General features: G+C 73.7%; 22 protein-coding genes. 15 read left to right on the top strand and 7 right to left on the bottom strand.

The features are described 5' to 3' along the window. Positions 1-30 precede the first annotated feature (30 nt). On the top strand, positions 31-189 hold the full coding sequence (locus tag ABIA33_RS23820; RefSeq protein WP_370084421.1) for a hypothetical protein: 159 nt from the start codon (positions 31-33) through the stop codon (positions 187-189). A 518-nt stretch (positions 190-707) separates the two neighbouring features. Further along, complete coding sequence (locus ABIA33_RS23815; protein ID WP_370084420.1) at positions 708-2,297, top strand: ABC transporter substrate-binding protein; 1,590 nt, start codon at positions 708-710, stop codon at positions 2,295-2,297. A 103-nt stretch (positions 2,298-2,400) separates the two neighbouring features. Here the strand turns inward: ABIA33_RS23815 and ABIA33_RS23810 are convergent, their stop codons facing one another. Continuing rightward, a complete protein-coding gene (locus tag ABIA33_RS23810) occupies positions 2,401-3,753 on the bottom strand; it encodes a cation:proton antiporter (protein ID WP_370084419.1) in 1,353 nt (450 codons plus the stop codon). Between the two features lie 393 nt (positions 3,754-4,146). After that, positions 4,147-4,848 carry a TMEM175 family protein gene (locus ABIA33_RS23805; RefSeq protein WP_370084418.1) on the bottom strand — a complete coding sequence of 234 codons (702 nt, stop codon included), beginning with the start codon at positions 4,846-4,848 and terminating at the stop codon, positions 4,147-4,149. A 267-nt stretch (positions 4,849-5,115) separates the two neighbouring features. On the opposite strand from ABIA33_RS23805, the gene ABIA33_RS23800 reads away from it, so the two are divergent. The 13 genes from ABIA33_RS23800 (at position 5,116) to ABIA33_RS23740 (ending at position 20,015) form a co-directional block, all read left to right on the top strand. Beyond that, positions 5,116-6,798, top strand: a complete 1,683-nt coding sequence (locus tag ABIA33_RS23800) for a serine/threonine-protein kinase (RefSeq protein ID WP_370084417.1) — start codon at positions 5,116-5,118, stop codon at positions 6,796-6,798. 458 nt (positions 6,799-7,256) lie between these two features. Then, on the top strand, positions 7,257-9,173 hold the full coding sequence (locus tag ABIA33_RS23795) for a cholesterol oxidase substrate-binding domain-containing protein (protein ID WP_370084416.1): 1,917 nt from the start codon (positions 7,257-7,259) through the stop codon (positions 9,171-9,173). 118 nt (positions 9,174-9,291) lie between these two features. Further along, positions 9,292-9,525, top strand: coding sequence for a hypothetical protein (locus tag ABIA33_RS23790; protein ID WP_370084415.1), 234 nt, complete (start codon positions 9,292-9,294; stop codon positions 9,523-9,525). Further along, a complete protein-coding gene (locus ABIA33_RS23785; protein WP_370084414.1) occupies positions 9,525-9,917 on the top strand; it encodes a type II toxin-antitoxin system VapC family toxin in 393 nt (130 codons plus the stop codon). Before ABIA33_RS23790 ends, ABIA33_RS23785 begins: the two co-directional genes overlap by 1 nt. 729 nt (positions 9,918-10,646) lie before the next feature. Next, the gene (locus ABIA33_RS23780) at positions 10,647-12,488 is read left to right on the top strand and encodes an ABC transporter substrate-binding protein (protein ID WP_370084413.1); all 1,842 of its coding nucleotides are present in this window, start codon (positions 10,647-10,649) and stop codon (positions 12,486-12,488) included. 312 nt (positions 12,489-12,800) lie between these two features. Then, positions 12,801-13,853 (top strand): ABC transporter ATP-binding protein, encoded by a 1,053-nt coding sequence (locus ABIA33_RS23775; RefSeq protein WP_370084412.1) that lies wholly within the window; start codon positions 12,801-12,803, stop codon positions 13,851-13,853. Further along, a complete protein-coding gene (locus tag ABIA33_RS23770) occupies positions 13,850-14,995 on the top strand; it encodes an ABC transporter ATP-binding protein (protein ID WP_370084411.1) in 1,146 nt (381 codons plus the stop codon). The genes ABIA33_RS23775 and ABIA33_RS23770 overlap by 4 nt, the downstream gene beginning before the upstream one ends. An 85-nt stretch (positions 14,996-15,080) precedes the next feature. Then, positions 15,081-16,034, top strand: a complete 954-nt coding sequence (locus tag ABIA33_RS23765) for an ABC transporter permease (RefSeq protein ID WP_370084410.1) — start codon at positions 15,081-15,083, stop codon at positions 16,032-16,034. A gap of 12 nt (positions 16,035-16,046) precedes the next feature. Beyond that, on the top strand, positions 16,047-17,006 hold the full coding sequence (locus tag ABIA33_RS23760; RefSeq protein ID WP_370084409.1) for an ABC transporter permease: 960 nt from the start codon (positions 16,047-16,049) through the stop codon (positions 17,004-17,006). Positions 17,007-17,191: 185 nt separating this feature from the next. Next, positions 17,192-17,473, top strand: coding sequence for a hypothetical protein (locus ABIA33_RS23755; RefSeq protein ID WP_370084408.1), 282 nt, complete (start codon positions 17,192-17,194; stop codon positions 17,471-17,473). Positions 17,474-17,483: 10 nt separating this feature from the next. After that, positions 17,484-18,254 (top strand): hypothetical protein, encoded by a 771-nt coding sequence (locus tag ABIA33_RS23750; RefSeq protein WP_370084407.1) that lies wholly within the window; start codon positions 17,484-17,486, stop codon positions 18,252-18,254. A gap of 13 nt (positions 18,255-18,267) precedes the next feature. Next, positions 18,268-18,771 (top strand): ABC transporter permease, encoded by a 504-nt coding sequence (locus tag ABIA33_RS23745; RefSeq protein ID WP_370084406.1) that lies wholly within the window; start codon positions 18,268-18,270, stop codon positions 18,769-18,771. Between the two features lie 104 nt (positions 18,772-18,875). Then, on the top strand, positions 18,876-20,015 hold the full coding sequence (locus ABIA33_RS23740; protein ID WP_370084405.1) for a Fic family protein: 1,140 nt from the start codon (positions 18,876-18,878) through the stop codon (positions 20,013-20,015). Here the strand turns inward: ABIA33_RS23740 and ABIA33_RS23735 are convergent, their stop codons facing one another. From ABIA33_RS23735 to ABIA33_RS23715, 5 genes are all read right to left on the bottom strand, one after another. Beyond that, on the bottom strand, positions 20,016-20,405 hold the full coding sequence (locus ABIA33_RS23735) for a Rid family hydrolase (RefSeq protein ID WP_370084404.1): 390 nt from the start codon (positions 20,403-20,405) through the stop codon (positions 20,016-20,018). A 201-nt stretch (positions 20,406-20,606) separates the two neighbouring features. Further along, positions 20,607-20,960 carry a hypothetical protein gene (locus ABIA33_RS23730; RefSeq protein WP_370084403.1) on the bottom strand — a complete coding sequence of 118 codons (354 nt, stop codon included), beginning with the start codon at positions 20,958-20,960 and terminating at the stop codon, positions 20,607-20,609. Continuing rightward, positions 20,957-21,430, bottom strand: a complete 474-nt coding sequence (locus ABIA33_RS23725; RefSeq protein ID WP_370084402.1) for a hypothetical protein — start codon at positions 21,428-21,430, stop codon at positions 20,957-20,959. Before ABIA33_RS23725 ends, ABIA33_RS23730 begins: the two co-directional genes overlap by 4 nt. A gap of 430 nt (positions 21,431-21,860) precedes the next feature. After that, positions 21,861-22,280, bottom strand: coding sequence for a cupin domain-containing protein (locus ABIA33_RS23720; protein ID WP_370084401.1), 420 nt, complete (start codon positions 22,278-22,280; stop codon positions 21,861-21,863). Positions 22,281-22,374: 94 nt separating this feature from the next. Further along, positions 22,375-24,162 (bottom strand): cholesterol oxidase substrate-binding domain-containing protein, encoded by a 1,788-nt coding sequence (locus tag ABIA33_RS23715; RefSeq protein WP_370084400.1) that lies wholly within the window; start codon positions 24,160-24,162, stop codon positions 22,375-22,377. Between the last annotated feature and the right edge of the window lie 224 nt (positions 24,163-24,386).

Here is a 24,386-nt window from a genome sequence, read left to right as displayed (position 1 = left end):
TGCTCCGCAGCTCGAGCTCCAAGGAAGATCATGAAAAGGATCCTTGCTCCGCTCGGCGCAGCCCTGGGTGCGCTCGCCTTGGTGGTAGCGGTGTCTGTGCACACCCTGGAGAGCCGTGTGCCCGCCGTGCCCGTCCATCCGCTGGTGGCCGTCAACAAGCCCGCTGACAGCGGGATCGGCTGCTGCTGAGGGGCGCCGCCTGCCGTTTCGCCGTCGCTGCAGTGCCGCTGCGGCCCCCACCGCGCCGCGACGGGGCAGATCGCCGGCCCGGGGCGACCGGCCTGTCCGCGGGTTCCCGCCCGGGGCCCGCCGAGGCGCCGCGCACCGACGCCCTGCCCCGGCCGGCCCCGGTGCGCCGACGGCGCACCGGGGCCGGCCTGTCCGCGGGCCCGCCGGCCCCGGCTCCGGGCGCCGCCGCGCTATTCGGGATATTTGAACGGGAAACAAGTTTCTTTTCGCCGGCCGACCGCTCCGGTTGCGGAACTCCGGTGCGGTGGGACGGGTTTGAGCCATGCTGCCCCGGGGCGCGGCGGCCGGTGGGTCGTATGCCAAGATGGCGCCGAACGCTCTGTTCATTCCCCTGCCCGCGCTGCGGGTCGGCGGCGCCGCCGGCGGGCGAGTGACCTAAAGCACGGCATTTGCATGAAATGTCTCTGGGGGAGGGGTTTTCCGTGCGCCGAGGTACCCGGGTGAGGGGCGCCACCGCGATGGCGGTCATGACCGCGGCAGCCCTGCCCACCGCCTCCTGCTCGGGGGGCGCGCCCAGTGGCCCCGGCGGTGTGGTCACCGCGGTGTGGGGGGTGCCGCAGAATCCGCTGCTGCCCGGCGACACGAACGAGTCGAACGGCAACAAGGTCCTGGGCAGCATTCTCACCGGACTGCTCAGCTACGATCCCACGACATCGGCTCCTGTTTATGAGAACGCCGCCTCGATAACCACCGCGGACCAGCAGCACTTCACCATCAGGATCAAACCGGGGTGGACCTTCAGCGACGGAACCGCGGTCAGCGCCGCCTCCTATGTGGACGCCTGGAACTACACCGCGCTGGCCACCCACCGGCAACTCAACAGCGCGTATTTCCACTACGTCCAGGGCTACGGCGCGGTCGCGCCCGCGCCCGGGGAAAAGCCCACCGCCGCCACGATGTCCGGACTGAGGGTCCTTGACGCCACCACCTTCACCGTGGCGCTCACCCAGAAGTTCTCGACCTGGCCGCAGACCCTGGGCGACACCGTCTACGCCCCGCTGCCGGCCTCCTTCTTCAAGGACCCGCAGGGCTGGGCGAAGCACCCGGTGGGCGACGGCCCGTACGAGATATCCTCCTACAGCGTCAACAAGGAGCTGGACCTGGTGCCCTACCCCGGGTACCGGGGGCTGCAGAAGCCCCAGAACAAGGGCGTCACCCTCAAGGTCTACGCCGACCCCGCCTCCGCCTACGCGGACCTGCGCTCGGGCACCGTGGACGTGGACGACACCCTGCCGCTGACCGAACTGGCCAACGCCCAGCGCGACCTGGCGGGGCGTCTGCTGGTCAGCCCCGCAGGCACCCTGTCCCACCTGGTGTTCCCGCTGTACGACCGCAACTGGAGCGCGGCCCGGTCCGCCCAGGTCCGCCAGGGCATCTCGATGGCCATCGACCGGCCGCTGATCTCCGCCACGATCCTGCACGGCACCGTCAGCCCCGCCAGCGACTGGACCGCCCCGGTGCTCGGCGCCTCGGGCGGCTACCGGGCGGGGCTGTGCGGGGTGTACTGCAGCTACGACCCGGTCGCGGCCAGGAAGCTCATCGAGGCCGGCGGCGGGCTGCCCGGCGGCTCGATGACCATCAGCTACAACGTCGACGGCGGCAACCGGCCCTGGGTCGACGCGGTCTGCAACAGCATCAACCGGGCCCTGGGCAACGACCGGGCCTGCGTGGGCAATCCGATCGCCACCTTCCCGACCCTGCGCAACATGATCGTCGGCAAGCAGATGACCAGCGCCTTCCGCAGCGCCACCTCGATGGACTACCCGCTGGCCCAGTTCTTCCTGCAGCCGCTCTACACCACCACCGGCGCGCTCAACGACCCCGGCTACCGCAACCCCGCCTTCGACCAGCTGGTCGACCAGGCCAACGCCGCCCCCGACCGCGCCGCGGCCAACGCCCTGTTCCAGCAGGCCGAGCAGCTGCTGGTGGCCGACATGCCCGCGATCCCGCTGTGGTACCAGGACAGCGTCGCCGGATACTCCGCGGCGGTCTCCCACGTGCAGATGGACGGCTTCCGCACCCCGGTCTACTACGCCATCCGCAAGTAGACACCCCGCCACCGCCACCGCAACCCCCGCAACCCCCGCCGCCACCCGCGCCGCCGCAACCGCCGCCCCGCCGCAACCGCCCGCCGCCGACCGCGCGGGCGGCTCAGCGCCGCGCGCCGCCGCCGGCTGCGCCCGCGCCGTCCAGCCGCACCGGCCCCGGCGCGTCCGCGTCCGTGCCCGGCGCGTCCGCGTCCGGCGCCGTGCCCGGTTCGGCGCCCGGCTGCGCGGGCCCCTGCGGGCCGCCGGCCGGGGCCCGGCGCTCCAGCGCCACCAGCGCCGGACCGGCCAGGACCGTGGTGACCAGGGCGACCACCACCAGCGCCTCGAACAGGGTGCGCCCGATCAGCCCGGCCTGGAAGCCGACGCTGAGCACCACGATCTCGGTCAGCCCCTTGGCGTTCATCAGCACCCCCAGCCGCAGCGCCTCGCGCCGCGGCAGCCCGCGCAGCGCCCCCACCGTGGTGCACGCCGCCAGCTTGGTGGCCACCGCCCCCGCCAGCAGCACCCCCACCAGCGGCACGAAGCCGCGCGCCGACAGCGCCGAACCCACGTCGATCTGCTGCCCGGTGCCCAGGAAGAAGCACGGCAGCAGCACCGAGGCCATCGAGCGCACGCCGCGCGCCAGGCTCGCGCCCCAGCGCGACGCGGGCCAGGCCGCGCCCAGCAGCAGTCCGCCGAGCATCGGGTGCAGCCCGACGGCCGCCGAGGCCCCGGCGGCCAGGCACACCGCCGCCAGCAGCGGGCCCAGCCCCCACGCCTTGTCCTCGGTGCCGCCCGGCGGGTGGGTGTGCCGACGGTGGATCAGCACCACGGCCATCGCCGCCCCCAGAGCGCCGGCGCTCATCTGCACGGTGCCCACCAGCCCGGCCACCCGCAGCGCCACCGCCAGCAGGCACCAGCACACCGCGTCGCCCAGGCACGCCGCCACCAGCGCCAGCCGCCCCACCCGGGTGTTCTCCAGGCCCCGGTCCTGCAGCAGCCGGGCCAGCACCGGCACCGCGGTCACGCCCATCGCGCAGGCCAGGAACACCGCCAGCGCGGCCACCGAGCCGTGCGGGCCCGCCAGCCCGCGCGCGTGCAGGGCCGGCGCCAGCGCCAGCCCGGCGCCCGCGGGCACCAGCAGTGAGGCCCCGGCCACCCACAGCACGCTCCGCGCGCCGTCGCGGCTGCCGGGCCGCGGCGCGGCCAGGTGGCTGCCGATCTCGAACGCGTACAGCGCCAGCCCCACCTGCGCCAGCCCGCCCACCAGCGGCATCACCGAGGGCCCGAAGAACGCGGTGTGCACCGCGGGCAGCACCCGCCCCAGCAGCGAGGGGCCAAGCGCCACCCCGGTCAGGATCTCCGCGAGCACCGGCGGCTGCCCCAGCCGCACCGCCAGCGCGGCCGCGCCGCGGCTCAGGGCCAGCAGCACGGCCAGCCCGATCAGGAAACGGGCCGTGGGATCGAGTCCGGTCATACCTACCGTGCCTTCCCGCACCAGGGCCGACTGTTGTGCTGTACAAGTAGATGACAAGAGACTTTACATCTGTCAACCTATCCAGTTGTTCGCTGGGTGTCCAGGATTCCGGGGATCCGCCGGCCACCGGTCCGCAGCCCGCGCACCTGCCCGAACCGCGCCCGCAGGGGCAGGTGGGCGGCCGTGCCGATCGACGCGCCCGGGCGCCGGGCGGTGGATCCGCAGGTCTCCTCGACCCGCCGCCGCACTGTGCGTTGCCCGTACCGCAGGCCCGCGCAGGGGCCCGGCCCGGCTGGCGGGCAAAGGGGGATCGCGGCCCGCGTGCGCGCAGTTGACGCCGCGTCCGCAGGTGTCGGCGACCGCCAACGGCATCGGAGCCGAACCGGCGCGCCGTCAGCGCCCCGGGCGCGCCCGGCGCAGATGGCGCGGCAGCAGCGCGAAGTACGCGGCCACCACCGCGTCCACCGCCAGCGACGCCGGGGCGTTGACCAGCGCGACCACGGTGGCCGCCGCGTACAGGGCCGGCCCGATCAGGCTGCGCCGCAGCGCCGCGGTGGTGCGCAGCCGCGCCACCGGCACCATCAGGTGCCCGCGCCGCGACAGGTGCAGCCACAGCCCGCAGAAGCACGAGGAGGCCGCGGTCATCGTCAGCGCGTACAGCACCGCCGCCGACCGGTCGTAGTGCCCGGCCCGCTGCAGCGCGTGGCCCAGCACCGCGGTGGAGTAGGAGATGAACGAGATGGCCAGCAGCAGCAGCCCGTTGATGAACAGCATCGGCCGGTCCACCCGCTCCACGCTGTGGAACAGCGCGTGGTGGTTGACCCAGAAGATCAGGATCGTCAGGAACGAGATGGCGTAGGCGATCAGCGAGGGCCCCTGCTGGCCCAGGAACGCCCAGATGTCCACGCCCGGCGCCGGTTCCTTGATGTCCAGCACCAGCAGCGTGGCCGCCACCGCGATCACCCCGTCGCTGAACGCCTCCACCCGCCCGGTCGCCAGCGTCACCAGGTCGCCCGCCGCGGTGCTGTCGGTGGCCGGCGCGTGCGGATCAAAACCGTCGCCCCCGCCCAGCGGCGCGCTCGCGGCCCCGCTCACCGTCCCACCGCCGCCCCGCTCGCACCGACGGGCAACACTCCAGCACACCACATCCGCCACTCCAGGACCACGACGTCGGCACGTGCGTCCGAGTATCGCCCGCCTGCCCGCACCCCGGGCCCCGGACCCAAGGATCCGCCGCCAACCCCCGCGCGGCCCGGCCCGGTTGGGCCCGGACCGTTGCGCCACCGTGCTCGCGCCGCAGGGAGCGAACCCGCGATGATGGGATTCCCCACCCGGGGGCAACAGCAGCACGGGGGAGCGCCGTTGACCACCAACCCGCCCGGGGACCAACCCGCCCAGCCCGCCCAGCCCGACCGGCCCGACCGGCCCGAGCAGCCCGCCCGGCCCGAGCAGCCGGAGCGGCCGGAGCGGCTGGTGGCTGGCCGCTACCTGCTCGGCGAGCGGCTGGGCCGCGGCGGCATGGGCATCGTCTGGCGCGCCCGCGACCAGCTCCTGGACCGCGAGGTCGCGGTCAAGGAGCTCCACGTCGGCGCCCTGCCCCAGGAGGCCCTGGCCACCCTGCACGCCCGGATGAAGCAGGAGGCCCGGGCCGCCGCCCGGATCGGCCACCCCAACGTGATCACCATCCACGACGTGCTGGACCACGACGGCCGCCCCTGGATCGTGATGGAGCTGGTCGACGGCCGCTCCCTGGCCGAGATCATCACCACCGAGGGCACCCTGCTGCCGCGCGACGCCGCCCGGATCGGCGCCCAGATCCTGTCCGCCCTGGCCCAGGGCCACCGCCTGGGCGTGCTGCACCGCGACGTCAAACCCGCCAACGTGCTGATCGACCGCCAGGACCGGGTCGTGCTCACCGACTTCGGCATCGCGGTGTTCGAGGGCGCCGGCGGCCTGACCCGCACCGGGGAGATCGTCGGCTCGCCCGACTACCTGGCCCCCGAACGCGTCACCGGCCACCGCCCCGGCCCCGAATCGGACCTGTGGGCCCTGGGCGCCACCTTGTACGCGGCACTGGAGGGCCAGTCCCCGTTCCAGCGCAGCTCCACCATCGGCACCCTGCAGGCGGTGATCACCGACCCGCTGCCCGTGCCGCGCAACGCCGGACCCCTGTTCCCGGTCATCGCCGCGCTGCTGCGCAAGGACCCGGCCGAACGCGCCACCGCCGACCAGGCGCTGCGCATGCTCCAGGACGTCGCCCAGGGCCGCACCACCGCCACCGAGCCGATCCCCGGGCCCCGGGACGCGCGGCTCGCCGCGCCCCCGCCGCCGCCCTACCCGCCCGCCTACCCGCCGCTGCCCGGCCCCGGCGCCGGGTATCCGCCGCCCGCCGGCTACGGCCCGGGCCCCGGCTGCAGCCCGGGCCCCGGCTACGGCCCGGGCACCGGGCCCACCCGGGTCGACCCGGTACCCGGGCCCGCGCGCCGGCGCCGCGCCTGGCTCCTGCTGGGCGCCGCCGCGCTGGCCGCGGCCCTGGCCGGCGGCACCACCGCCGTACTGGTCGCCGACGCGCACCCGCCGCGCCCCGACGCCGCCGCCACCGCCACCGCGTCCACCGCGGCACCGAGCCCCACCCCCACCCCCAGCTCCAGCTCCGCGCCCACCACCGGGCCCGCCACCGCGCCGAGGTCCACCGTGCCCGCCGGCGCGAGCCTCCCGGCCCCGCCGGCCGCGCCGCCCGCGCCGACGACCACCCCGGCCGCGGACCCGGCCTCCACCGTCACCGCCTACTACGCCGCGATCAACGCCCACGACTACCGCACCGCCTGGAACCTGGGCGGGCGCAACCTGGGCGGCAGCTACTCCGCCTTCGCCGCCGGCTTCGCCGACACCAGCAGCGACACCCTCACCATCGACTCCGTCAGCGGGCCCAGCGTGGCGGTGCACCTGCACGCCGTGCACACCGACGGCTCCACCGCCGACTACGCCGGCACCTACACCGTCGCGGCCGGCGTCATCACCCAGGGCTCCCTGCAGCCCGCCTGACCTAGCGCCGACCCGGGAAACACCGACCCGGACGCGAGCTGACGCACCGTCATTGACTTCTCGCGGCCACCGCTGGATTCTCACCCTCACCGCACCCGCGCGCGGCGGCCGGTCGCCGGACGGGACCGCCCCCCGACCCGCCGCCACCAGGGGTGCGCACCACCATCACCGCTTCCCGGCGCGTTCGGCGGCCGGCCGCCACCGCCTGGAGCGCCCCGCGCGGGCCGCACCCCCAATGCGCACCCCGGTCGCCGCCCCACGCCCACGCGCGCCCCGCACCCGGTCCACCCGGCCCGGCCCGCACCCGCCCGCCCCCAAGGCGCGCCGTCCGGCCATGCCCGCACGCCCCCCACCCGGGCGCGCCCGCACACCCGGCCCGCACGGCCCCGCAGCACCGCTGCTCCCAAGTACCGCTGCTCCCACGCCCACCCGCCCCCACCCATCCGCGGAGGGTCCCCATGACACGCAACCCCCACCCCGACCACCCCCACCCCGACCACCCGCACCCCGACCACCCGCACCCCGACCACCCGCACCCCGACCGCCCCCACGCCGACCACCCGCACCCCGACCACCCGCACCCCGACCACCCGCACCCCGACCGCCCCCACGCCGACCGCCCGCACGCCGACCGCCCCCGCCCCGAGCGGCCCGTCCCGCCGCTGTCGCGCCGCGCGTTCCTCGGCGCCGCCGGCGCCGGCGCCGCGCTCAGCTCCCTGACCTGGACCCCCGCCTTCAGGGTGCCCCCGGCCCAGGCGGCCACCGCCGCGCCGCCCAACTTCCCCGCGGGCATCGACGTCTACCAGCAGGCGTGGACCAACTGGTCCGGCGAGATCGCCGTCAGCGCGCTGTGGACCTGCGCGCCGGCCTCCCCGGCGCAGGTGGTCACCCTGGCCAACTGGGCCCACGCCCAGGGCTGGAAGCTGCGCGCCCGCGGCATGGGCCACAACTGGTCCCCGCTGCTGGAACCGGCCGGCGCCTCAGGCGACATCCTCCTGGTCGACACCACCGCGCACCTGACCGCCGTCACCGTCACCAGCGCCAACCCGGCCAGCGTCACCGCCCAGACCGGGGTGAGCATGCTCGCCCTGCTCACCGCCCTGGAGAACGCCGGCTACGGCCTGACCAACACCCCCGCCCCCGGCGACCTGACCCTGGGCGGGGTGCTGGCCATCGACGGCCACGGCACCTCGGTGCCCGCCAGCGGGGAGAGCCCCGCGCCCGGGCACACCTACGGCTCGGTCAGCAACCTGGTCACCTCGCTGACCGCGGTGGTGTGGGACCGGGCCCAGGGCGCCTACGCGCTGAAGACCTTCCAGCGCAGCGACCCCGACATCGCCGCGTTCCTGGTCCACCTGGGCCGCGCCTTCGTCACCGAGGCCACCTTGCGGGTGGGCGCCAACGTGCGGCTGCGCTGCCAGAGCAGCTACACCACCAACGTGGCCACCCTGTTCGCCCCGCCCGCCCAGGCCGGCCCCGACTCCTTCGCGGCCCTGCTGGACGCGAGCGGGCGGGTGGAGACGATCTGGTTCCCCTTCACCACCGTGCCCTGGCTCAAGGTGTGGTCGCTGGCCCCCAGCAAGCCCTTCTTCTCCCGCCAGGTCGACAGCCCCTTCAACTACACCTTCGCCGACTCCGTCAGCACCCAGGAGTCCCAGTTCATCGCCTCCATCCTGGCCGGCGACGTCTCGGTCACCCCGGCGTTCGAGAACCTGGAGATGAGCATCGTCGGCTCCGGGCTGATCACCACCGGCACCTGGGACATCTGGGGCTGGGCCAAGAACACCCAGCTGTACGTGCGGCCCACCACCTTGCAGGTCACCGCGAACGGCTACGCCATCGTGTGCGCGCGCGCCGACGTCCAACGCGTCGTCAGCGAGTTCTACACCTACCTCGACAACGCCCTGAACACCTACCGCGCGGCCGGCCAGTACCCGATGAACGGGCCCTGGGAGGTGCGCTGCGCCGGCCTGGACAACCCCGCCGACTGCCAGGTGCCCGGCGCGGTCCAGCCCCAGCTCAGCGCGGTGCGCCCGCGCCCGGACCACCCCGGCTGGGACACCGCGGTGTGGATGGACCTGCTCACCGTCCCGGGCACCGCGCAGTGCCAGCGGTTCTACCGCCAGACCGAGCAGTGGGTCCTGGCCAACTACACCGGCAGCTACGCGGCCGTGCGCCCCGAGTGGTCCAAGGGCTGGGGCTACTCGGGCACCGCCGCCTGGGCCGACCCCGCGGTCATCGCCACCACCATCCCCGCCGCCTACCGCGCCGGCCAGCCCTCCGGCGACACCTGGGACACCGCCCTGGCCACCTTGGACCGCTACGACCCCGCCCGCATCTACACCAACACCTTCCTCGACACCCTCCTGCCCTGACCCCGTCCGCCGCGAGGCCCTGGACGGCCCGGCGACCGCCCCGCACCGACGCCGCCGGGGTGGCCGCCCGGGCGCGGCGAACCTCGCCATGTAAGACGATCCGTCTTACGCTTGTGCCATGGCTGACACCATCACCATTCGCAGCGACACAGAGACCGAGCATGCCCTGGACGTCCTCACCCGCGACGGGAGTTCGCGCTCGGCCGCGATCCGTCGGGCCGTCCTGGAGAGCGCCATGCGCCAGGAGCGTGCGGCGGCGATGCGGCGTGCGGTGCTGAGCATGCCGCTGGGCGAACCCGACGGCGTCAACATCGCCGATGAGATCTCCCGCAGCCGGGGGGAAGAGCGCTGATGATCTATCTCGACTCGGCCGCAGTCGTCAAACTCGTCCACGCCGAGTCCGAATCGCAGGAATTGCGGGACTGGCTGGACGAGCGCGCGGACACCGGCTGGACGAGTTCGGTCCTGGTGGAGATCGAATCGTTCCGGGCCCTGGCGCGGTACGCGCCGCAAGCCGTCGCGCGACTCCATCCGGTGCTGGACCTGATCGACCTGGTGGACCTGGACCCGAGCATCCGCATCCTCGCCCAGACCGCGAAGCCGGCGACCGTCCGCAGCCTGGACGCCATCCACCTGGGCACGGCCCTGCGTATCCGGGCGCGACTGACGTCCTTCGTCACCTACGACAAGCGACTCGCCGATGCGGCCACTGCCGCAGGGCTCACCGTCGACATGCCCGCTTGAGGGGCGCCGTCGCGCTGGACGCAGGGTAATGGCCCGTGGCCGCACCGCAGGCCGAGGACCCGAATGCGGCCGTGCGGGGGCTGCGAGCGAGTGCGGCGGGCAGCCCGTCGTGACGTGCGGTCAATTCTCCGCGAGGCGCCTGTTGAGGCCGGCGGAGATGCGGGCGGCACGGACGGCCGTGTCGGTGGCCTTGCGGCGGTGGAGCTGCGCGAGTTACCGCGTCGTGGGCGAAGGTCTCCAAACTGGTCCCCTCCTGAGCAGTTGCGTCGCGGATCTGGGACATCACTTCGTGCGTGAAGGTGATGTCGAGTTCGGGCATGGCTTCCGCCTTCGTGCGTCCGGCCCGTGCAGTGCGGTGAGATGTGCAGTCAACAAAATAGGTCCCAGGCGGTAGCTGTGTCCCGAGTCGACTCGCCATTGCTGCGCGTTGATCCGGGCCCGCCCGCCGCGCCGCCGCTGCCCCCGCGCGGCCCGACCGATCCACGTTCGGCAAGTCTCCGTGCAACATGTGTGACGCGCACAGGTCACGCTCCGGTGCCGATTCGGACCGGGGCCTGGCCCGGGGATTGACTGTGCGTCAGACTCTGCCGCAGTGCTGGAACCCAGCACCGCGACGCCGTGGACCGTCCAGGGGTCGGCCCCCGGCGCGCTGCGTCGCGGCCCGGCGCGTGGACGGTCGGCCGGCGCCACTTGTGCATCCGAACATCCCTCGGTCACAGGAGGTGCACCATGACACGATCATGCACGTGGGCGGCGCGCAGGGGGGCGGGGGCGACCGCGTTGCTGGCCTGCCTGGCGCTGGCGGCGGCCGGCTGCAGTTCGGGCGGCGGCAAGCCGGGCGCAGGGACCCCCAGCGGCGGCGGGGGCAACCAGAACGCGGCCGGGGCCCCGGTCCAGGGCGGCACGCTGCGGCTGCTGGGCAGCGGCGACGTGGACCACCTGGACACCGCCAGCGCCTACTACACCGCGACCTTCACCCTGCAACGCGCCTACACCCGCCAGCTGTTCACCTACCCGGCCTCCACCGACCCGGCCACCGCCGCCGCCGTGGTCCCGGACCTGGCCACCGAACTGCCCACCACCGCCAACGGCGGGCTGAGCGCGGACGGGCTGACCTACACCGTGCACCTGCGCCCGGGGGTGATGTGGAACAGCAGCCCGGCCCGCGCGGTCACCGCCCAGGACGAGGTGCTGGGCATGAAGCGGTTGTGCAACCCGACGAAGAACGCGGTGGGCGCGCCGGGCTACTACCAGGGCGTGATCGCCGGGTTCACCCAGTACTGCGACGGCTTCGCCAAGGCGGCCCCCACCATCGCCGCACTCGACGCCTACATCACCGGCCACGACATCTCCGGGGTCAGGGCCCTGGACCCGGCCACGGTGCAGTTCACGCTGACCCGGCCGGCCAGCGACTTCCTGAACATCCTGTCGCTGCCATTCTCCTCGCCCGCCCCGCAGGAGTACCTGCAGTACCTGCCCGACGACGCGAACTTCCGCACCCACACCCTGTCCGACGGGCCGTACGCGATCACCGGCTACACCGCCAACCAGTCGGTCGTGCTGGGCCGCAACCCGGCCTGGCAGCAGTCCACCGACCCGGTGCGGCACCAGTACGTGGACAGGATCCAGGTCACCGAGGGCCAGGACGCGGCCCCGGTCCAGCAGCAGATCCAGGCCGGCACCGCCGACCTGGAGTTCGACACCATCGTGCCCACCCCCAGCATCCCGGCCCTGCAGGCGGCCTCCGACACCCGCCTGGGCGTCTTCCCGGCCGGCGACAGCAACCCGTTCCTGATCTTCAACGAGCAGAGCCCGAGCAACGGCTCGGCGCTGGGCAAGGCCGCGGTGCGCCAGGCGATCGAGTACGCCATCGACAAGACCGCCATCGGCAAGATCTACGGCGGCCCGGCCCTGAACACCCCGCTGGACCAGGTCGTGCCGCCCGGCAGCGTCGGCTACCAGAAGATCGACCCCTACGCGACGCCCGGCAACGCGGGGGACCCGGCCAAGTGCAAGGCGATGCTGGCCGCGGCCGGCTACCCGGGCGGGCTGGTCCTCAAGGACGTGGCCCGCAACGCGGGCAACCACCCCGCGGTGGCCCAGTCGGTGCAGGCGGACCTGAAGAACTGCGGGATCACCACCAAGATCCTGCCGGTCAGCCAGGGCGACTACTACGGCAAGTACCTCAACGACCCGGCCAGCGCCAAGGCCGGCGGCTGGGACATCAGCGAGCCGGGCTGGGTGCCCGACTGGTACGGCAACAACGGCCGCGCCACCATCGAGGCGCTGTTCGACGGGCGCACCTACGGACCGGGGTCCACCGACTGGGGCGACTACAACAGCGCGGTGACCAACGCCCTGATCGACAAGGCGCTCAGCGCCCCGGACACGGCCACCGCGGCCGGGTTCTGGCACCAGGCGGACGTGCAGATCATGCAGGACGCGGCGTTCGTGCCGTTCGAGACCCAGAAGACCGCGCTGTTCCGCTCCACCCGGGTCCACAACGCGATCTTCTTCCCGTTCTCGCAGGCCTACGACATCACCCAGGTCTGGCTCTCCCCGACCAGCTGACCGGCCGTCACCTGACGCACCGCCGGCTGCGCCGGCCCGGGCAACCAGCGCCCGCCGCGACCCCGACCAGGGCCGCGGCGGGCACCGCGCCCCGCACACCCCGCCCCGCCTCGCACGCCAGCACCCCCCGCACGCCAGCACCCCCCGCACCCAGCACCCCCCGCACCCCGCACCCCGCGCACCCGCACCCCGCGCACCCGCACCCCGCGCACCCGCACCCCGCGCACCCGCACCCCCCCGCGCCCCGCACGCCCGCACCCGCGCTCCTGCGCGACCGCGCCCCCCGGGGCACCCCTCCACCTGCGAGGTCCGATGCACCTGCTCGAGGTCAGCGACCTCACCGTGTCCTTCCGCACCGCCGACGGCGTGGTGCAGGCGGTGCGCGGCGTCTCCTTCGACCTGGACCGCGGCCAGACCCTGGGCATCGTCGGCGAGTCGGGCTCGGGCAAGAGCGTGTGCACCCAGACCCTGCTGGGGCTGACCCCCGGCGCCCAGGTCACCGGCAGCGCCCGCTTCGAGGGCCGCGACCTGCTCGGCATGGACCGCGAGGAACTGCGCACGATCCGCGGCGCCCAGATCGCCACCGTCTTCCAGGACCCTCTGTCCAGCCTGCACCCGCACTACAAGGTGGGCTGGCAGATCGTGGAGATGATCCGCGCCCACACCCCCGCCGGCCCCCGCGCGGCCCGCCGCCAGGCCGTCGACCTGCTCGCCCTGGTCGGCATCCCCAACCCCGAACGCCGCGTCGACGACTACCCGCACCAGTTCTCCGGCGGCATGCGCCAGCGCGCGCTGATCGCCATGGCCCTGGCCCTGGACCCCGCCGTGGTGATCGCCGACGAGCCCACCACCGCCCTGGACGCCACCGTGCAGGCCCAGATCCTGGACCTGCTCGCCCGCCTGCAGCGCGACCTGGGCATGGCCCTGGTCATGATCACCCACGACCTGGGGGTGATCGCCGGCATGGCCGACCAGGTCCTGGTGATGTACGCGGGAAAGGCGGCCGAGATCGCCGACCGGCGCACCGCCTACTACCAGCCCCACCACCCCTACACCAAGGGCCTGCTGGAGTCGGTCCCCTCCTCCAGCGGCGCCCGCGAGCGGCTGCGCCCCATCCCCGGCCAGCCGCCCAGCCTGATCCGGCTGCCCGGCGGCTGCGCCTTCCACCCGCGCTGCGCCTTCGCGATGGACCGCTGCCGCACCCAGGACCCGCCGCTGCTGGCGGTGCGCGGCGGCACCGGGCACCGCTCGGCCTGCTGGCTGCCCCCGCACCTGGTGGGCCTGGACGAGGCGACCGAGCAGGAGCGCCTGCGCGCCGCCGACGCGGGCCGCACCGCCCCCAGCCACCCCGGAGGCACCGCATGACCCCCGCCGCCCTCCCCGACCCCGCCCCCAAGCCCGCCCCCGCCGCCGGACCCGGCCCCGGGGACAAGCCCGGCCCCGCCGACCGCCCCGGCCCCGGCGGCGGGCCGCTGCTCGAACTGCGGGACCTGGTCAAGTACTTCCCGCTGCGGCGCGGCATCGTGGTCAAGCGCGAGATCGGCCGGGTCCACGCGGTGGACGGGGTCAGCCTTGCGGTGCGCCGGGGCGAGACCCTGGGCCTGGTCGGCGAGACCGGCTGCGGCAAGTCGACCCTGGCCCGCTGCGCCGACCGGCTCTACCCGGTCACCTCCGGCCAGGTCCTGTTCGACGGCCAGGACATCACCGCGCTGGGCCGGCGCCAGGTGCGGCCCTACCGCCGCCGCATCCAGATGATCTTCCAGGACCCGTACGGGTCGCTGAACCCGCGCCGCCGGGTCGGCTCGATCATCGGCGACCCCTTCGCCATCCACGGCACCGCCGCCGGCGCGCAGCGCAAACGCGCCGTGCAGGAGCTGATGGAGCTGGTCGGGCTCAACCCCGAGCACTACAACCGCTTCCCGTCCGAGTTCTCCGGCGGCCAGCGCCAGCGCATCGGGGTGGCCCGCGCGGTCGCGCTGCGCCCGGAGCTGGTCATCGCGGATGAGCCGGTCTCGGCGCTGGACGTCTCGATCCAGGCGCAGATCATCAACCTGCTGGCCGACCTGCAGGGCGAGTTCGGGCTGACGTACCTGTTCATCACCCACGACCTGTCGGTGGTGCGGCACGTCAGCGACCGGATCGCGGTGATGTACCTGGGGCAGGTCGTGGAGCTGGCGGCCACCGGCGACCTGCACCAGCGCCCGCGCCACCCCTACACCAACGCGCTGCTGTCGGCGGCCTCGGTGGCCGACCCGGACCGCTCGGCCCAGCGGCGGCGGATCGTGCTGGCCGGGGACGTGCCCTCGCCGGTCACCCCGCCGGACGGCTGCCGGTTCCATCCGCGCTGCCCCAAGGCCCAGCAGCGCTGCACCGTGCAGGCCCCGGTGCTGCTGGCGCAGGCGGGGGACCCGGACACGCACCTGACGGCCTGCCACTTCCCGGTCCAGCCGGGCGAGGACCTGACCGCGGCCGGGACCGGCCTGATCCCACCGCAGAGGCAGCCGTGAGCAGCCGTGAGCGGGCATGAGCGGGCATGAGCGGGCAGCGGCGAGTGCCGCGGGCGGGCACGGGCGAGCGCAGGAGGGCGGGGCGATGAGCATCCCGGAGAGCTGGGCCGCGGCGCCGGCCGGTGGTGAGCGGGGCGCCGCGCCCGGCGAGATCCAGGGGCGCAGCCCCTGGCAGCTGGCCTGGGCGCGGCTGCGCGCGGACAAGGTCGCCGTCGCGTCGGCGGTGTTCATCGTGCTGCTGGTGGCCGTCGCGCTGGGCGCGCCGCTGCTGGCGCACGTCATCGGCTGGGGTCCGGCCGACCAGGACCGGGCCCAGGGGCTGACCTCGGCGGGCCTGCCGGTGGGCCCCAGCGCCCGGCACCTGCTGGGCACCGACGACCTGGGCCGCGACGTGCTGGTGCGGGTCGTGTACGGCACCCGGGTCTCGCTGCTGGTCGGGGTGGCCGCCACGCTGCTGGCGGTGGCGATGGGGGTGGTGGTGGGCCTGGCCGCGGGCTACTTCGGCACGGTGGTCGACAGCGTCCTGTCGCGGTTCATGGACGTGGTGCTGTCCTTCCCGTTCCTGCTGTTCGCCATCGCCCTGGTGTCCATCTACGGCAGCAGCCTGACCCTGACGGTGTTCGTGATCGCGTTCTTCTCCTGGGCCGCGGTGGGGCGCATCGTGCGCGGGCAGACCCTGTCGATCCGCGAGCGCGAGTACGTGGAGGCCGCCCGCTCGCTGGGCGCCGGCGACCTGCGGATCATGTTCGTGGACGTGCTGCCCAACCTGACCGCGCCGGTCATCGTCTACACCACGCTGCTGATCCCGATCGCGATCGTGTTCGAGGCGACGCTGTCGTTCCTGGGCCTGGGCGTGGTGCCGCCGACCCCCACCTGGGGCAACATGCTCAACGACGCGCTGCCGTTCTACCAGGTCTCGTGGTGGTTCGCGCTGTTCCCGGGCCTGGCGCTGCTGCTGACCACGCTGGCCTTCAACCTCCTGGGCGACGGCGTGCGCGACGCGCTGGACCCGCGCACCGAGCGACTGTTCGCCGAGTAGAAGGCGGTTCCCGTGCTGCGCTTCCTGATCCGCCGGATCCTGTCCGGGCTGCTGGTCGTCTGGCTGATCAGCGTCTTCACCTTCGGCCTGTTCTTCGTGGCCCCGCACAACGTGGCCCGGCTGCTGTGCGGGCGGCTGTGCTCGGCCGAGCAGCTGCAGCTGATCACCCGGCAACTGGGCCTGAAGGACCCGCTGCTGGTGCAGTACGGGCACTTCGTGGACCGGCTGCTGCACGGGGACCTGGGCTACTCCTACTACAACTCCGAGCCGGTGACCTCGCTGATCAAGGCGGCGCTGCCGATCACGGCCTCGCTGGCGCTGGGCGCGGGCGTGCTGTGGCTGGTGGGCGGGGTGGCCATCGGCGTGCTGTCGGCGATGCGCCCGCGCAGCGTGCTGGACCGCGCCGGCACCGTCTTCGCGCTGGTGGGCCTGTCGATGCCCTCGTTCCTGGTCGGACTGCTGCTGCTGTACGTGCTGTTCTTCAAGCTGCACCTGGCCGGGGTGGACTGGTTCCCGCCCTCGGGCTACGTGCCCTTCACCCAGAACCCGGCACTGTGGGCCCAGCACCTGGTGCTGCCCTGGCTCACCTTGGCGTTCGTGACCGCGGCCACCTACGTGCGCCTGACGCGCAGCCAGATGCTGGAGGTGCTCGGCGAGGACTACATCCGCACCGCCCAGGCCAAGGGCCTGCGCCAGCGCCGGGTGACCTACCGGCACGCGCTGCGCGCCGCGCTGACCCCGGTGGTGACCCAGTTCGGCATCGACCTGGCCACCCTGCTGGGCGGCGCGATCGTCACCGAGCGGATCTTCGGCCTGCCGGGCCTGGGCCAGCTGTCGGTCAACTCCATCACCCGCGAGGACCAGCCGGTGGTCATCGCCATCGTGCTGCTGGCCGCGGTGTTCATCGTGGCCGCCAACATCGTCGTCGACCTCCTGTACGCCGCCCTGGACCCCCGCGTCCGCCTGACCTGACCCACCGCCAGGCCCGCGGACGAGGAAGCGCTCGGGCGGTCGCCCAGGGGGGTGTCGGTTCCGGGCGATACCGGTGCCCGGCGGCGGAGTGCTGGAGGTAGGTGCCGCGGCGCGGGCAGGAGGGTATGGCCTTGCTGACCTGAGGTACCCGAGGTACCGTGATGCGAGGGCGAAGGAGGCCTGCCATGACCACAGCCGGCACCACGCGCCGACAGGCACCGCTCAAGGTCGATCCGGCCATAGACGAGCTGATCTCCTCCGGGGCGAACTTCCTCGGGATCACGAAGAAGGATCTGGTGGCGGAGGCGGTGCAGTTCTACCTCGACGCCCGGCGCGAGGAGATGCGCCGACGCATGCAGGACCTGATGCGCCAGCTCGACGGCACCCGCGCCTCCCGCGTCGCACTGTTGGCCGGACTGAGCCGCGAGCAGCTCGACGCTGTCGGCGGCGTCGACGAGAAGGACTGACCGCGCTGCAATGAACCGCGTCCGACCGACCCTGCGCTGCCTGCGTGAAGACTTCGAGCTCCCCGCAGGGCCGGTAGACCGGCCGTTGGATGAGATCGACCACCCGCTGCTGGCCAAGGCCCAGGAGCAGTTCGCCGACCCCGGCACACCGCACGAGCGCATTGCCGCCGTGGACGACCAGGTCCTCTTCAAGGTGAAAGTCAGGCGGTGGCGCGGCGCGGTCTGGCCCGACGATCCCTCAGCCGAGATCCCGCTCTGGCTGGTCGCCGCCGGCCGCCGCGAGGACGGCAGCGCTACCGACTTCTACGCCGCCCTCGCCATCGCGGCCAAGGCCGCCCGCACCCGCTACAACAGCACCCACACCCCGGCACTGACCACCAGCACCTACACCGCGCACCTGCTCCCCGACGAGCAAGACCGAGCGCGCTACAGCGCCGAGGCCGCCGCCCGCCTGGAACGCCGCCTGGCCGCCACCGTCCATGACCTTGCCCGCGCATCCCTGCTCGACGGCCACGAGCATCAAGCCACCGTCGGCGGAGCCAGGCTCGGGCTCCAGATCCGCGCGAACGAGGGACACGAGACCTACGTCGCCGTGCGCATCACCGGCTCCGTTCCCGACGCCGTGACCGTCACCGTCCTCGACCTCATCCCCGGCTGCGCCCTGGACGACTGGTTCCCCGAGTATTCCCTGCCCGAGCGGCCGCTGGAGGCAGCCGAGCAGGCCTGGTCCAACCTCATGGACCCCATCGCCGCCGCGAAACTCCTCGACGTAGAGAGTTGATCGCCGAGGACGTGTGACCTTCGCCGGCGTTGCCGTCGTGGTTGCCGTCAAAGCGCCGCGGCCGACCAACTGCCCAGTTCCACGGCCTCAGCGTCGGCTGTGGGCCCAGCACCTGGTGCTGCCCTGGCTCACCTTGGCGTTCGTGACCGCGGCCACCTACGTGCGTCTGACGCGCAGCCAGATGCTGGAGGTGCTCGGCGAGGACTACATCCGCACCGCCAAGGCCAAGGGGCTGCGCCAGCGCCGGGTGACCTACCGGCACGCGCTGCGCGCCGCGCTGACCCCGGTGGTGACCCAGTTCGGCATCGACCTGGCCACCCTGCTGGGCGGGGCGATCGTCACCGAGCGGATCTTCGGCCTGCCGGGCCTGGGCCAGCTGTCGGTCAACTCCATCACCCGCGAGGACCAGCCGGTGGTCATCGCCATCGTGCTGCTGGCCGCGGTGTTCATCGTGGCCGCCAACATCGTCGTCGACCTCCTGTACGCCGCCCTGGACCCCCGCGTCCGCCTGACCTGACCCACCGCCAGGCCCGGCCGGTCCCCCTCGGGACCCAGGAGTGCACGTCGTCGGCACCACCCTTGTGCCCGGCATGGACCCGACGTGTGTCGTAGGTTCGCAGGATGCTGTTCGCAACCCCGGCGCTGACATCCGAGGACCTGCAGGTCCTCGACGAGATCGAGGCGCTCCGCGCGGAATTGCACCACCGCCTGGCCGAGCCGCGCCGCTGGGAGAACCAGCTTCGGCGGTCCCTGACCGCGGCCGCGGTGCGCGGGTCCACCCACATCGAGGGCTACACGATCAGCGGCGAGGACGCCGAGACCCTGATGGCCGGCGGAGAGATCTCCGCCGGGACAGACGACGCCACCCGCAACGCCGTCACCGGATACCGTGACGCACTCACCTACATCCACCGGGCATCGGCGTTCCGGATCTTCTCCTGGGACCACACCCTGCTGTCCGCCCTGCACTTCATGATGACCCGGGCCGGCGACGACGTGGGACCGGGTGAGTACCGCACCGCGGGAGTGTGGGTCTCCGGCGGACCCAACCGCCCGGCGGTGTACACCGCACCGGACCCCGAGCAGGTACCCGCGCTGATGGGCGAGCTCCTGCACTGGCTCGACCAGGGCGACCCGGCCGCCCCCGCGCTGGTGCGCGCCTCGATGGCCCACCTCAACCTGGTCTCCATCCACCCCTGGCGCGACGGCAACGGCCGCATGTCCAGGGCCGTGCACACGCTGGTCCTGGCCCGGGAAGGAGTCCTGGCACCCGAGTTCTCCAGCATCGAGGAATGGCTGGGCGCCGACGACTTCAACACTCGCGAGTACTACGCCGCGCTGCGCACCGTGCAGGCCGGGTCCTGGCAGCCCGAGCGCGACGCCCACGCCTGGGTCCGGTTCTGTTTGACGGCCCACCACCTGCAGGCCCAGGAGGTGCAGCGCCGCTTTGAGGCCGCCGCCCGGCTCTGGTTCCGCCTCGAAGCCCTCGCCGCACAGCACCGCCTGGACGAGCGCACCGTCTCCGCCCTGTACGCAGCGGCCCACGGACACCTGCGCCGCACCGGCTACCAGGGCGAGGAATCCCTCACCTGCGACCAGGCCCTCTGCGACCTGCGCACCCTGCGCCGGCTCGGCCTGATCGAGCCCGTCGGGCACGCCCGCACGCGGAGCTACCTCGGCGGCCCGCCCCTGCGCCAGGCCCGCAGTGAGGTCCACGCGCAGGTCCACGCCGAGCTCTACCGCGAGCCCTACCGCACCTGATCAGCTTCCGACCAGCGCCACGCACCCGATCGAGAGCAGCAGACCGCGCGGCAGCGGCACCTGCATGGTCATCCGCGCCGGCGGCTCGCTGGGGAAGAATGCCGCGTAGAGGTCGTTGAGCTCGCCGAAATCGCCCGCGTCGGCGACCAGCACGGTCGTGTTGACGACCAGTGCGGGACGGCTGCCGCCGGCGCGCAGCACCGCGGCCAGGTTCGCGAACGCCTGCCGTGCCTGCTCGCCGAACGTGTCGCCGACCGGCTGGGCGGCCCCCGGATCCACTCCCGGCTGACCGGAGACGAACAGGAACCCGCCCGCCTTGACGGCAGGCGAATACGGGCCGATCGCGCTGGGGACCTCTGGACCGGCAATCACTTCGCGCGCCGCAGTCACATCGCCTCTCCCTGTCGCCTCGTACGGCAGATCATTGCACCGGCGGGGGCGCCGCACCGCGTTGATTCGCCCGGTGTCGTGCGTACTTGAGCGGCCGGGGCGCCAGCCGCCCGAACCTTATCGCGATCCAGGTCCCGACAGTCTGGGCTGCCGGGCGGTGCGCCCTGGTGCCCCTCATCGACTCGGCGACCGACGCGGTGGTCAGTCGGTGGCCTTGGGGTGGCCGGTGCCCGCGTAGGTGATCCACGCGGTGCGGTTGGCGTCGTCCAGCAGGTACCAGATGCGTCCGCCGCCCGTAACTTCGTACTGCCAACGCTCCAGCTCCTGCCCTTTGAACGTGGCGGTCCCGAGCTTGCCCTTGAGGCGGTGCTGGCGCTCGGGGTTGTCGGCGGCACGCGGCGTGGCGCGGATCTTCTCGAATGCCCGCCGCAGGTTGCCCGCCGCCTGGCGGCACAGGTGTTCCCAGCCGTCGGCGGCCTCGCTGTTGGCGAATCGGATGTCGTACTCGTCGCCGATCGGCGGCGGCGCGGCCCTGTCTCCGCGCTTGGGGCTCACTGGCCCACCTCGGGCACGGGGACGGGGCCAAGGTCACCGTCGGGCTCGCGGGTGAGAATCGCGAGCAGGGCGGGATCCGCGTAGATCTCGGCGCTGTGCTTCCACTGGGTCAGCAGAAGGGCGATCGGGGCGAGGTTGTCCAGCGACACCGCGCCGCGCGCCGTGTCCACCAGCTCAGCAAGAAGTATGTCGACGTCCTCGGGCGGCAGGAACGTGCTCCACGGCAGCGCCTCGGGCAGGGCCTGCCGCAGAGCGGCGATGTTCTCGGTGCGGACCAGGCTGGTGAGCAAGCGCGAGGTGAAGTCCACGACCGTGGCGTCGCGCTCCATCTGCTCGACGCGCATCAGCGCGAGGTCCCCGGCGTCGCGTCGGCGAAGCCTGAGCGCGCGCACGGCGTCCAGCCGCCGCGTGGTCGCGGCGGGATGGTGCAGGAGCTCGCTGAAAGGCACATCCTCGTAGGCCGTCGTCATGACATCCACAGTACCTCGGATGTCGGCGGGAGGGGGGAGGGGAGGGGCCGATTTCGCCGTCGAGTCCCGATGGTCGGCGGCTCCACGCGGGAGACGGTGTCCTTCCGCGGGCACGGACAGCAGGCGGGTCGCGCTCGATCGGCGCACTGCGCGCCCGGGCCTCAGAGCCCGCCCTGGCGCGTGGAAGCCCGGGCCAGGGCCCGGGCTTCCAGCGACGCGCCACGAGCTGGTTCACCGTCAGATTCGCCGGCCGGGCCGGGTGCGCGCTGTGCCCGGCCTTCGACGACCTGCCGCCCACGTCCGGGCAGGTGACCGCCGCCGCTCTGGACACCGCCCTGATCGACCGGCTCACCGCCGCCGGCCTGCGCCCCACCGTCCCGGACCCGCCGCCCGCCGCTCACCACCGCCCCGGGACGCTGAGCGGCGCGGCTCAGCCCAGCGGATGCCCGGTGGTGGCGTCGACGTGGGCGGGGATCGGATCGTGCCGGTCGCCGACGGTCGAGGTGCCGGTGGGTTCGAACATCAGGATCGAGGCGCCGGCGGGCGAGGACGGCTTGTGCTCGACCCCGCGCGTGACCACGAACACCGAGCCCCGGGGGAGTACCACCACGCGTTCACCGCCGCCACTGTCTGCGCCGGAGTCGGGGTCGCCGTCGCGCAGGGCGATGCTCAGCTCGCCCTCCACCACCAGGAAGAACTCGTCGGTGTCCGCGTGGGCGTGCCACAGGTGCTCGCCGGCCACCTTGGCGATGCGCACGTCGTAGTCGTTGACACGGGTCACGATGCGCGGGCTCCACAGCTGCTCGAAGCCGGCCAGCGCGGACTTGAGGTCGATCGGTTGGTTGCTCACCCCTCCAGCATCGCCGCTGGCGCCCGGCCCGCGCGAGACCCGCAAACGCACCGGGCCGCACCGGGGCCCCCGGACCCCGGGCACCCGGCCCCGCTCACACCAGCAGTGCGTCCAGGAAGGAGCTGCTGAAGACCCGCGCGGGGTCCAGTGCGTCGAGGGTGGCCACCGCCGCGTCCCAGCCGTCGCCCGGGGCGTGCCCGGCGCGGTAGGAGTCGGGGACGGCGCCGGTGATGACCGCGGGGTCGGTCCAGGCCCCGGCGGCGGTGTTGGCCCACTCCTTGGACCACTCGGCGTGGGCCGCGCCGTAGGAGCCGGTGTAGTTGCCGCGGATCCACTGCTCCATCTCTCCGGCGAACCGGTGGTCGCCGGGCGTTATGGGCACGGTGGTCATGTCGAACCACACCGCGGTGTCCCACTCGGGGTGGTCCGGGCGCGGGCGCAGCGTGGACAGTTGCGCGCCCAGCGCGCCGGGGACCTGGCAGTCGGCCGGGTCGTCCAGTCCGGTGACGCGGATCTCCAGCGGGCCGTTCATCGGGTACAGGCCCTTCGCCCGGTAGGCGGCAAGGTGCGCGTTGTAGGCGGCGAAGAACTCGCTGACGACGCGTTGGACACTGGCGCGGCTGGTGACCACGTTCCAGCAGGTCGAGGTGATCCGCAGGGTGGTGGGGCGCACGTACAGGAGCATGTCGCTGGACCAGCCCCACAGGTCCCAGCTGCCGGTGGCGATGAGCCCGGCGCTGATGGCGTCCATCTGGGCGGCGGTGAAGCCGGGGGTGGCGCCGGCGTCGCCTGCCACGATCTGGGCCAGCAGGTCGGAGAGGTTCTTGGGGACGATGTCGTTGAACGGGTAGTTGTAGGGGCCGGTGACCTCCCGGCTGGTCCAGGGCCTGCTCGGGGCGGGGGTGAACACCCGCAGCCAGGGCGCGGCGGTGAACGGGAACCAGATGCACACCACCCGCCCGCAGCTGTTGACGTAGCTCGCCAGCGAGCGGGGGCCGGCGGTGGCGGGCGGGGCGAACAGGTCGGCGGCGGTGACGTTGAACCAGCTCTGGCAGCGCAGCCGCTGGTCGGCGCCCACGCGCAGGGTGACCTCGGTGACGAAGGCCCGGCCGACGTGGGTGATCAGGGCCTGGATCTGCGGGTCGGTGCGATCGAAGGTGCGCAGCGCGTAGGCGCAGGCGGCCGGGTCCCACACCACCGCGGTCAGGCTGGTGACCAGGTTGCCCACCGAGCCGTAGGTGTGTCCGGGCAGCGCGCTCTCGCCGGCGGCGGGCACCCCGGTGCCGCGGCCGCCGGTGGCCAGCACCCCGCCCAGGGTGGCGGCGCCCATCACCGGGAACCCGGTCAGGCCGTAGCCGGCGTTCTTCAGGGTGCCCAGGAAGGCGTCCATGGTCACGCCCGGCTGGGCGGTCACGGCGGCCGGTGTGCCGGGGGAGCCGGGCACGGCGGGGGTGACGGTGACCGCGGTCAGGTGCGCGGTGGTGTCGACCAGGACCACATCGGTCGGCGTGCCGGGGGCGACCACCACCGGCGCCCAGCTGTAGCCGCCGCCCAGCGGGCGCAGCCGCCAGCCCTGCGCGTGGGCCCAGTTGGCCAGGGTGACCACGTCCTGGGCGGTGGCCGGGGCGCAGGTCCACAGGGCCTCGACGGTCACCTCCTCGGACCAGTTCTGGAAGGTCTGCTGGTACAGCGCGATGCCGGCGGGGAAGCCGGGCGGGGGCGTCAGGGTGGCCGCGGCGCTGGTCGCGGGGATCCGCGCGCGCCGGGTCCACTGCACGGCGCCCAGCGCCAGCGCGCCGGTGGCCGCGCCCAGCAGCGCGCGCCGCGACAGGGCCCCGCGCGGCGGGCCGTCGGGGGCCGGGTGGTGACTGGTGTGTGCCATCGGTCGGGTCCTCCGAGCGTGCGGGGGCGCCTGCGGGCCGGCCGCGGTGCGGGACATCCGGGCCGGGGGGCCGGGCGCGGCACCGTATATGACGGTCCGTCAGGCGACAACGTGGGACCGCGACCGGGAGAAGTCAAGGCCCGTGCGCGGTGCGCCGCCCCGCCGCCCGCCGCCCGCCGCCCACCGCCCACCGCCCGCCGTGCGCTGCCGCGCACGCCGCCGCC

The organism is Streptacidiphilus sp. MAP12-16, assembly GCF_041262165.1.
Lineage (GTDB): Bacteria > Actinomycetota > Actinomycetes > Streptomycetales > Streptomycetaceae > Streptacidiphilus.
Note: the sequence above shows the minus strand (reverse complement) of the source record. Positions and strands in the feature narration are given on the sequence as shown.

Excerpts from the sequence above, each read along its gene's own strand:
- ABIA33_RS23785 (WP_370084414.1), top strand. The coding sequence starts at position 9,525 with ATGATCTATCTCGACTCGGCCGCAGTCGTCAAACTCGTCCACGCCGAG.
- ABIA33_RS23775 (WP_370084412.1), top strand. The coding sequence starts at position 12,801 with ATGCACCTGCTCGAGGTCAGCGACCTCACCGTGTCCTTCCGCACCGCC.
- ABIA33_RS23820 (WP_370084421.1), top strand. The coding sequence starts at position 31 with ATGAAAAGGATCCTTGCTCCGCTCGGCGCAGCCCTGGGTGCGCTCGCC.
- ABIA33_RS23770 (WP_370084411.1), top strand. The coding sequence starts at position 13,850 with ATGACCCCCGCCGCCCTCCCCGACCCCGCCCCCAAGCCCGCCCCCGCC.
- ABIA33_RS23740 (WP_370084405.1), top strand. The coding sequence starts at position 18,876 with ATGCTGTTCGCAACCCCGGCGCTGACATCCGAGGACCTGCAGGTCCTC.
- ABIA33_RS23715 (WP_370084400.1), bottom strand. The coding sequence starts at position 24,162 with ATGGCACACACCAGTCACCACCCGGCCCCCGACGGCCCGCCGCGCGGG.
- ABIA33_RS23790 (WP_370084415.1), top strand. The coding sequence starts at position 9,292 with ATGGCTGACACCATCACCATTCGCAGCGACACAGAGACCGAGCATGCC.
- ABIA33_RS23755 (WP_370084408.1), top strand. The coding sequence starts at position 17,192 with ATGACCACAGCCGGCACCACGCGCCGACAGGCACCGCTCAAGGTCGAT.
- ABIA33_RS23750 (WP_370084407.1), top strand. The coding sequence starts at position 17,484 with ATGAACCGCGTCCGACCGACCCTGCGCTGCCTGCGTGAAGACTTCGAG.
- ABIA33_RS23795 (WP_370084416.1), top strand. The coding sequence starts at position 7,257 with ATGACACGCAACCCCCACCCCGACCACCCCCACCCCGACCACCCGCAC.
- ABIA33_RS23810 (WP_370084419.1), bottom strand. The coding sequence starts at position 3,753 with ATGACCGGACTCGATCCCACGGCCCGTTTCCTGATCGGGCTGGCCGTG.
- ABIA33_RS23765 (WP_370084410.1), top strand. The coding sequence starts at position 15,081 with ATGAGCATCCCGGAGAGCTGGGCCGCGGCGCCGGCCGGTGGTGAGCGG.
- ABIA33_RS23725 (WP_370084402.1), bottom strand. The coding sequence starts at position 21,430 with ATGACGACGGCCTACGAGGATGTGCCTTTCAGCGAGCTCCTGCACCAT.
- ABIA33_RS23780 (WP_370084413.1), top strand. The coding sequence starts at position 10,647 with ATGACACGATCATGCACGTGGGCGGCGCGCAGGGGGGCGGGGGCGACC.
- ABIA33_RS23815 (WP_370084420.1), top strand. The coding sequence starts at position 708 with ATGGCGGTCATGACCGCGGCAGCCCTGCCCACCGCCTCCTGCTCGGGG.